General features: G+C 69.8%; 10 protein-coding genes and 2 pseudogenes. 3 read left to right on the forward strand and 9 right to left on the reverse strand.

Annotated elements, in window-relative coordinates; translation table 11 throughout:
- Positions 1–188: pseudogene (locus tag BM385_RS26905) on the reverse strand (DUF6233 domain-containing protein); the annotation flags it as partial.
- Between the two features lie 446 nt (positions 189–634).
- Here BM385_RS26905 and BM385_RS26140 point away from each other — a divergent pair.
- Entirely contained in the window at positions 635–1,429 is a 795-nt protein-coding gene (locus tag BM385_RS26140) for a hypothetical protein (RefSeq protein ID WP_093844577.1), read from the forward strand.
- A 536-nt stretch (positions 1,430–1,965) separates the two neighbouring features.
- Here BM385_RS26140 and BM385_RS28425 read toward each other — a convergent pair.
- Positions 1,966–2,553 carry a DUF2690 domain-containing protein gene (locus BM385_RS28425; protein ID WP_367889615.1) on the reverse strand — a complete coding sequence of 196 codons (588 nt, stop codon included), beginning with the start codon at positions 2,551–2,553 and terminating at the stop codon, positions 1,966–1,968.
- 110 nt (positions 2,554–2,663) lie between these two features.
- Here BM385_RS28425 and BM385_RS27525 point away from each other — a divergent pair.
- Positions 2,664–2,774: pseudogene (locus tag BM385_RS27525) on the forward strand (IS21-like element helper ATPase IstB); the annotation flags it as partial.
- Between the two features lie 25 nt (positions 2,775–2,799).
- Here BM385_RS27525 and BM385_RS26155 read toward each other — a convergent pair.
- From BM385_RS26155 to BM385_RS26180, 6 genes are all read right to left on the reverse strand, one after another.
- The gene (locus BM385_RS26155) at positions 2,800–3,165 is read right to left on the reverse strand and encodes a nuclear transport factor 2 family protein (RefSeq protein WP_093844579.1); all 366 of its coding nucleotides are present in this window, start codon (positions 3,163–3,165) and stop codon (positions 2,800–2,802) included.
- Between the two features lie 206 nt (positions 3,166–3,371).
- On the reverse strand, positions 3,372–4,874 hold the full coding sequence (locus BM385_RS26160; protein ID WP_175543119.1) for a replication-relaxation family protein: 1,503 nt from the start codon (positions 4,872–4,874) through the stop codon (positions 3,372–3,374).
- 380 nt (positions 4,875–5,254) lie between these two features.
- A complete protein-coding gene (locus BM385_RS26165; protein ID WP_093844581.1) occupies positions 5,255–5,515 on the reverse strand; it encodes a hypothetical protein in 261 nt (86 codons plus the stop codon).
- A gap of 27 nt (positions 5,516–5,542) precedes the next feature.
- Positions 5,543–5,758 (reverse strand): hypothetical protein, encoded by a 216-nt coding sequence (locus tag BM385_RS26170; RefSeq protein ID WP_093844586.1) that lies wholly within the window; start codon positions 5,756–5,758, stop codon positions 5,543–5,545.
- 218 nt (positions 5,759–5,976) lie between these two features.
- The gene (locus BM385_RS26175) at positions 5,977–6,216 is read right to left on the reverse strand and encodes a hypothetical protein (protein WP_093844582.1); all 240 of its coding nucleotides are present in this window, start codon (positions 6,214–6,216) and stop codon (positions 5,977–5,979) included.
- Complete coding sequence (locus BM385_RS26180) at positions 6,213–6,500, reverse strand: hypothetical protein (protein WP_254791746.1); 288 nt, start codon at positions 6,498–6,500, stop codon at positions 6,213–6,215. The genes BM385_RS26175 and BM385_RS26180 overlap by 4 nt, the downstream gene beginning before the upstream one ends.
- Before the next feature lie 504 nt (positions 6,501–7,004).
- Between BM385_RS26180 and BM385_RS26185 the strand changes: the two genes are divergently transcribed.
- Positions 7,005–7,223 carry a hypothetical protein gene (locus tag BM385_RS26185; RefSeq protein WP_031031882.1) on the forward strand — a complete coding sequence of 73 codons (219 nt, stop codon included), beginning with the start codon at positions 7,005–7,007 and terminating at the stop codon, positions 7,221–7,223.
- Between the two features lie 50 nt (positions 7,224–7,273).
- Here BM385_RS26185 and BM385_RS26190 read toward each other — a convergent pair whose 3' ends face one another.
- Positions 7,274–8,116, reverse strand: a complete 843-nt coding sequence (locus BM385_RS26190) for an IS5 family transposase (RefSeq protein ID WP_107407841.1) — start codon at positions 8,114–8,116, stop codon at positions 7,274–7,276.
- Positions 8,117–8,162 lie beyond the last annotated feature (46 nt).

The following is an 8,162-nucleotide window of genomic DNA, read 5'->3' on the forward strand; positions in this document are numbered from 1 at the left end:
TGCAGCACGCCCGCGCGGGGCCGGCCGACGCGGCGGCGGCGCCACTGCACCCACCACCCCGGCGCAGCCGCCGCTGCGGCCTCCCGCGCCTCGACCGCCGCGATCTCGTCCTCGACGGCGCGCAGTTGCACGGCGAGCCAGGTCCGCAGGACCTGGAGGCGGGGGAGATCGGACGGCAATTCGCTCACATGTACGAATCGTAGGGCAGGGAGGCCGACCCGGCGCTACGGGGTTGACGTGCAGGTCAGCGCGCCGGGCGGGCTGGTCAACCTCGAAGGCGGCGGCCGAAGAATCCCCTCCGGCTGGCTTCCTGAGCGGCCCGGCAACGGCTTCCTCCTCGGCGCGCTGCCGTTCGGCCACGGCCTACTGGGCTTCCGGCCGCGCACCGCTGGCACAGGCCGGAGTGCACGTCGTCGGACCATTTCGGCCCGGTGACCAGCCCTCGAACGGGCTATGCTCTCGCGCAGGCCGACCCCCGGGGCGGGAGACGATCGGGCCATGACCGACACCTGCGCCCCTCGGCGGCCAGCAGCTGGAGGTCGCGGGGCGGTTCGGCTGCCCAGCCCATCCCCCCACCAGGGCAGCGCAGTTGTCGGTAGCCTCACGGCCATCAGGTCAGACCGGGGAGGGCATCGTGAAGTTCACCATCGACACCGAGGCCGACGGCTACGAGCAGGCGCTACGGGCCGTGCAGGCCGCCTACGGCCGCCCGCCCGTCCTCCCGGACCCGCCGCTCAACATCACGGTCCGCGAGGAAGTACGGCGGCGGCGCACCGGCGATACCGGGCCGGCCGAGGCCGATGTGATCTGGCGGCACGGGCGCGGGGCGTGGAGCGAGGACATGCTGCGCCGGTGGGTCGACAGCCTGCCGGACGAGGACTGCGCCGCCGTCGCGAAGTTGATGTTCGCGACGCCCGGACGCCCGGGCACGACCGTCACCGCCCTGGCGACCGCGCACTTCCCCGAACTCGGCCTCCGCGAGGCCCGGCATGCCTTCGGGGCGATCTCCCGCCGCATGAACAGAGCAGCCCGTGAACTCGGAGGCCCTCACACCCCGTGCGAGATGGTCGAGGCCACCGGCGCCCGCATCGCCGACCCGGCGGTCGCCGCCATCGTCATGGACCAGCTCGCCAAGGCCTGGCCCAAGACCGCCCACCCCCACTTCTCCGCCTTCATCGCCGCCGCAGTCGCCCCGATCACCGCCGCGCTCGCCGCGCTCGGAGAGGCCCGCATCGCCGTGCGCACCGAAGACGTGCTGATCTCCTACACCTCCCGGGGCTGCACCGTGCGGGTGGCCGAACACCGGGCCGCACACCGCAGCGCGGTGGAACACGCCTTCCGGACCGCGTTCACCGCCGCCGGATGGGGCACAGAAGACCAGGGCGGCGGTCTCGCGCTTGAGCACCCATCGGTCCCACGCCGCAACTGATCGAAGCCCGCCCGGTCGTCTGGGAAGGCGACATCACTCAGCCGCGAGTTGAGTTCGTTTTTCGAAAGCACGCCGGCCACGGCGGAATCATCAACGCGCACACCTCGTGGAGCAGGTAGGCGCCGATCCGGCGGGCCTCGTGCATGGGCGGTGGGCACCCTCATACGACAGCCGGCGACCAGGGCCGAGGTGTGGGGGATCAGCAGCGCCAGCCAGCCCGCCGACCACGACGGGATAAACACCACGAGCCCCAGCAGTAGGACAGCGGCGGCGGTCTGCGACCCCGCAGGAGCACCGCACGATCCGCTCGCTCAGCAACCGGTCCGGCTCAGCCTCTGCCGCGCGCAGCACCGCGACCTCCGCCTGAAGCCGCTCCCCCGCCGCGACGAACGGGTGGGTGGTCTGCACCAGCTCTCCCATTTCCTCGCACCGGTCCGCGGCCTGCCGCCGCAACCCGGCGTACTTCTCGACGGGGCGGTGGATCCCCCTCACAGGGGGATCCACCGCCCCGTCACCAGGAAATCGACCCCTCGGCGTCAGCCACAGATCTCCGCTCCCGGCACGCCTCCCGGGTAGGCGAATCGCGGCCCTATGTCGATGACTCCGGTACCGCACGACCGGGTGTTGGGCGTGTACACCATGCGGCCCCACTGAGCCGTGGCTCCGGCATTGGGAACACCGGAGTCCCGGAACGTCGCTGCGGGGCCGTCCGGCCCAGCGGGCCGACGAATCGTGGTCTCGTTCAGGCAGGGGTGACCGCTGCAATTCGTCAACGTTGAGGTGACCCGGATCCACTGTGTGCCGCAGGACGGGCTGTACCGCATCTCGATGTAGCCGAAGTCCTGGCCGCCCGTGGTGCGCATCCGGGCCGAGTTCAGTGTTCTGGCATCGCTGGAGCATCCGGAGGCCACGGGGAACTGGCCGTGGTGCGAGGGAGCTGCCTGTGCGGTGCCCGACGCAGTCAACGAGAATATGGCCGCAAAACCGAATGCGGCAAGGGCCGCGGCAAAGCGGCTGCCAGCGGAAAGAAATTGTTTCACTTGCGCTCCCCTCCCATACAGAAGACAGAATTCGGGCGCGACGAAGCCGACCACAAGCCATACAGGTTCCCCGCCCCCGATCACCAATCAGTGAAGATGATTCACCCCACAGTCGCAACACCGCCTTTACATACTGGCTGAAAATGTGACGCTCTCTGCGCCGCGGTCACTGCGGCGCAGAGCCTGCAGACGGAGCGACGATCAGCCGCCTCACCTTCAACGGCACCATCATCGAAACTGGCACCGACTCCTACCGCCTCGCCAGCACCCGAGCCCGAGCGGAGGAGCCCACCAAGGCCGGCTGAGCTCTGCCGCTACCTCCCTCGATGGTCAGCTCGCCAAAGTTGCCTGGTGAAAGTACATACGCCAGCCCGTTTCCGTCAGACGCCACAAGGAGCTCCGCCATGCTCGGCGCCCGCTGCTGTCGGCGAAGTACGTCAGGTGAACTATGCCCGGAGCAAGTACGACCCCGGACATCTCGCTGAGCTCGACCGGAGACTCCGGGCCCACTGAACCGGTACTCATCACGGTGAGAATCGACGTCGCATCCCAACGCCTGCCAGACGCTCCGAACTCGGTGAACTCCGGGTCTAAAAGCTCCGAGACCAGGACCGGGGAAGCACGCACGTCAGGGTCGAGAAGCCGCATCTCCGCCGCGATGGCGGCCTGAACGGCCAGTTCACTCTCGTCTGCCATGCATGAACCCTACGGACGGACCCCGTCCCCCAAAACGAATAGTTGACGGGACGGGAGCGGACAGCAGTGCCGTCCTTTCTCGTCAACAACCCGGGGTGGGCTGATCACTAACTGCCGTCGGAAACCGTGCACAAGTGCTGTCACTACACATCGACGAAGCCAGCCTACGAAGATTGACGTGCAGGTCAGCGCTGCCGGGCGGCTGGTCAACCTCGGCGGCGGCGGCCGAGGAAGCCTCGGCGGCCCGGTTCCTGAGCGGCCTGGGCGGCGGCGTCCTCCTCGGCGCGGCACCGCTCAGCTTCGGCCTGCTGGGCTTCGGTCGCGCAGCGCTGGCACAGGTCCGGGTACGCGTCATCGGGCCACGACCAGCGGGTGTCGCTGAACCTCTCCCCGCAGCCCGCGCACACCGGCCGCCGAGCCTCGCGCGCGTCCTCCTCCGCACGGCGCCGGGCATCCTCGGCTTCGGCCCGGCGCTGGCGCCGCTCGCTGTACGCCTGCTCGTCGTCGGGGTTGGCAAGCGCGTCAGCCAGCGTCTCCCGCGGCTCGCCGGGGTGGCCGTAGCGCCACCACACCGGCCCGAGCGGCCCGTGCTCCCGGAGCAGATCCAGCGTGGTGACGATGATCGGGATCGCGTCCGAGTAGTCGCTGTACCAGTCCTTCGGCTGCCTCCACAACGACGGATCCACGGCCTGGCCTGCCCAGTGGGTCCGGGTCAGCTCCCCCAGCTGCTCCTGGCGGGTGGCCAGCGAACGCGGACCCACCCCGGTGAACACCACCGCGACCGGCGGGTGCCCCTCCCGGCCCGAGTCGGCATACAGGGTGCGCCAGAACGGCACCAGCTTGGGCCGGCGCTGCCCGGGCGGCGCCTCGTTCACCGTCCGGCGGAAGAACCTGCGGTAGCGCTCGAACTTGGCGGCCACCACCGCGACGGTCTCCGTCCCGGTGTCCACCTCCACGCACAGAAACGGCAGGGCGGGCTCCGTCTCCGGCGCCACCAGCACCGCGTCCGGACGCGGCGACCCCTTCGCCGGCGCCGACACCGACCCCGTCACCGGCAGGACAACCTCCGTCGTCCAGGACGCGATCGACCCGACACCGGCCGGCCGCCCGCTCCTACTGGCAACGCGGCCGTGAACCTCCTGGTCAACTGGGAGCGGCAGGCCCTGGTCAAGGGGTCCGTCCTCGTCCTGGTCGACGTCCTCGGCGGCGGGGCGCGGCTGGATGAACGCCAGGATCGTCTCGTTCACCGCCATGGCGTGGCCGGCGCCGTGGCGGCCGGCGCCGCGGGCGGTGCCGCCCATCGTCCGTTCCGGCGGCAGCAGCTGCGCGGCGGCCTCGATCCCGGCCGGGGTGAGCCGCCACACCTTCCGCGCCTTCTCCTCCCGGTTACCCGCGCCGGCGGCCGTACCGCCGCCTGTCGCGGCCTGCGATCCGCCCCAGGCACCCGGCGGCGCAGCCGGGGCCGGAACAGCCGCGTGGCGGCGCCGAGGCGGCTTCTGGCCGCGCGGACGGGTGAAGCCGTCCGACACCACCAGACCGTGCCGCTGGAGATCGGACAGGGCGTTGCGCACGCCCTTGTTGTCGCGCGACCCGGGCCGCGTCAACTGCCACAGCTGATGCGCCGTCGCCACCCGCCAGACCCCGAGCGCCGCCAGGACGTCCTCACGCCCGGCCGCCGTCGACCCCGCCGGGTTCAACCTCGACCCCAACCCGCTCACCTCTCCCCGATATCCGCCCGCCCCCACCACCGTAATCACCAACAGGTGATGAAGGGGGTGTAGGTGTTCTCGATAGGGCTTGACCAAGGGGCCTGACCTGCACAAACGATCACCGGGCGGCCGGGTATGGCGGTAGGGAAAACGGCATCGACAACACCACGAGCGCCGCCATGAACACCGGAGGCTTGACCACGAACACGAAATCCGAATTCGCCATTCGCGTTCGGTTGCCTATGCCACGGGCGTGCTAACGGGCATGCTCAGCCCCTGCTGACCCGGCTAGGCCGCCCCAGCCCTGACCTGCACGAACACCGTCCCACGCGCCCGACCATACGGTGATCTGCTACTGATGGTGGCGTTCTGTGGGTGGTTCAGGGGTTCGGGATGGGGCGCGGGGTGAGGGCGCTGACGATGTCGTGTGCAGCGTTCAGGAGCCGGGCCGACTGGTCTGGGTCGGTGAGCGCTGCGCGGCCGGCCTGGAACTCCAGCTCGCGGACCGCTTGCTGGAGCGCGTCCTGCTGCGCGGTGTTCTGCCGGGTCAGGCCGGCCGCGTGTTCGGCCTGGAGGCGGATCAGGTGGAAGGCGGTGGCGAGCGCGCCCGTCAGGGTGGCGATGTGCTGGTCGCCGGACAAGGGGGCCGCACGGCGGCGCTCAGGCGACTACATGGCCTCCCACGGGATGTCGCCCCGGTGCGTCCACCGGCCGGCCGCGTCCGGCTCGTACCAGGACCTGCCCCCCGGGTGGGCGCAGCCCTCCGCGATGATCCCCACCCCCGGCTCCGGATCGTCCGCATCCACCACCGTGGACATCCCGTCCAGCGGCCCACCATGCAGCGTCACCGACACCCACCGCTCCGTACCGAACTCGTCGCTCATGCCCTTATGGTCCCGCACCAGGCGCCGAATTGAGAGCGATATCGGCAGCCCGGCCACCTTCGGGCCCGGTCCGGCGCCCGAGGAGCCGTGCCCGCAGGTCAGGCCCCTGATCAGCCGGTGGCCAAACATGGGCTCAGCATGCCCAAAAGCATAGGCAAGTGAATTCTCTAAACGGAATTCGCATTTCCGATGCCAGGATATTGGCGGAATTCCGGGGGTCAGTGAACCGAGATGATCTGCACGAGGGTGATGGTGTCCTCGCCGATGATGATGACGCCCGCCACCGCTCCGCGGGCGATCGTCCGCACGACCCCGTCGTCCGTCCCGTACGGCGCGGAATGGGCGTGGGGGTCGGCGAGCGCGTCGAGGAGGCAGCCGGCCAGCTCGGCGCGGGCGTCGTCGGGGAGGGAGGTGTACTGGTCGTGGATGACGGGGTCGACGCGCAGCTTGTACGTCACGCGGCGCTCCGGCCGGTGCGGTCGGCGTCGGCCTGGAGCTGGGTGGTGATGTCGGTCAGCCGGGTCTCGTACTCCGTCGGGAGCTGGCCGTGCTCACGCTGGTGAGCGGCCAGGGCCTCGATGCGGGCGCGGCCGGCCTCGAACTCCTCCACCACCCGGACCCACTTGTCGATGATCGCCGGGAGCTTGGAGACCTCGGTGAACGACGTCTCGCGGGCGAACCTCGCGCGCAGTTCGGGGTGGGGCAGGGCATGGGCGATGGAATCGATGGTCCAGATGCTCACGGGGCCTCCCATCGGCGCGGCGGGTCGTAGGGATGATGCTATCGGCAGAACGCGCTGCAGTGGGGTGTGTGCTCTGCCCCGGCGTGAGCGGGGCAGAGAAGCGATCCCGTCTCTGCCCGGTCGCAGAAGACGCGGCCGGGCCCGCGCGACGGCGCCGGGGTCTCGGGGCTCACCTGCCCGCTGCGACGGCCGCGCGGCAGGTTGGGCAAGCGTGGGCGCCGGTGGGGCCGTATCGGTTGATGGGTGTTGCGCATCCGGCGCAGGGGCCGATGTGCCAGGGCTGGCAGTGCAGGCGGTGTGCGGCAGCTTCGCGCTGGTCGGGAGTGAGGTTGAGGCGTTGTTCCTGCCGGGGGATGCGGAAGAGGCGTTGAGAAGCTGTTTTCAAAGGCGAGGGCTGTGAGCGCTGCCTTTGGGGTCACCCGTTTGGTGGTGCGGAGTGAGCGGTTATGCCGGGCGGGGGTGACGGTGGCAGTGTCTGCAGATCTCCGTCAGAGGAGTTTGGTCATGATCATCAAGAAGTTGCACGAGGCGGGTTTGCGTAGTGATCACGCCTATACGGCTGCTGTGGTCTCGATCGGGCTGTCGTTCCTGTCGTGGACGGCTTCGGTCAAGGGAGAGGCAGCGGGGACGGACCGTGCTGACCGGTGGGGGATTTTCGTGGGTGAGTGGGCGCCGACGTTCTTCGGCCTTGGACTCGCACTCGCGCAGTACGAGAAGGACTGACCGGCCGCTGGTTCCGGTGGGGTCGGCCGGTGGCCGGCCCCACCGGCGCGTCAGACGCCGGCCGCAGGCCCTGCTGAGTGACGACGTCCCGTGCTCGTGGCCAGGCGTCTGGTCATGAGGGTGATGGCGGCCCAGGTGATGAGCGTTTCCGAGTGCTGGATGAGCCGCTCGTAGTCGCGGGCATGGCGGCGGGCGTTCATCATCCAGGCGAGTGATCGTTCGACGACCCAGCGGCGGGGAAGGACGACGAATCCGGTGGTGTCCTTGGGCCGGGAGATCGTCTTGATCGTGAGGTTCAGATACTTCTTAGCCCAGGTCACGAGCTTGCCCGCGTAAGCGCGGTCGGCCCAGACGAGCGTGATTTCGGGATGGGTGAGACGGAGGCGGAAGAGGACTTCCTTCGCGGCGGCGGAGTCGTGGAGGTCCGCGGGGGTGACCATGACCATCAGCGGCAGGCCCTTGGTGTCGACCACCATGTGCCGTTTGCGTCCGTTGATCTTTTTGCCCGCGTCGTAGCCGCGGCTGTCCTTCCCGACGGTCGAGGCTGCCTTGACCGACTGGGAGTCGATGATCGTGGCGACGGCTCTGGGGCCTCTGCCCATCTCCCGGCGGATCCGCCCCGCGAGTGCGTCACGGATCTGGCCGATGACCCCGGCCGCTGCCCAGCGGGCCATGAACCCCCAAACGGTTCTCCAGGGCGGGAAGTCCGCAGGTAGGGCCCTCCATTTGCAGCCGGTGTCGACGACGTAGCGGATCGCGTCGACGATCTCCCGGCGGGGGTGCTTCTCCGGCCGGCCTCCCAGCGGGGTCTCACTCGCGGGCAGCGGAAGGAGCGGTTTGATCAGCGCCCACTCGGGGTCGGTCATGTCCGAGGGATAGCGGCGTTCACGCATGGTTCTCCCCTGGTGACCTGCGGCGGGGGCCGACCGGCGAAGCCGG

Source organism: Streptomyces harbinensis, from assembly GCF_900116145.1.
In the GTDB taxonomy this organism is placed as follows: Bacteria; Actinomycetota; Actinomycetes; order Streptomycetales; family Streptomycetaceae; genus Streptomyces; species Streptomyces carpaticus.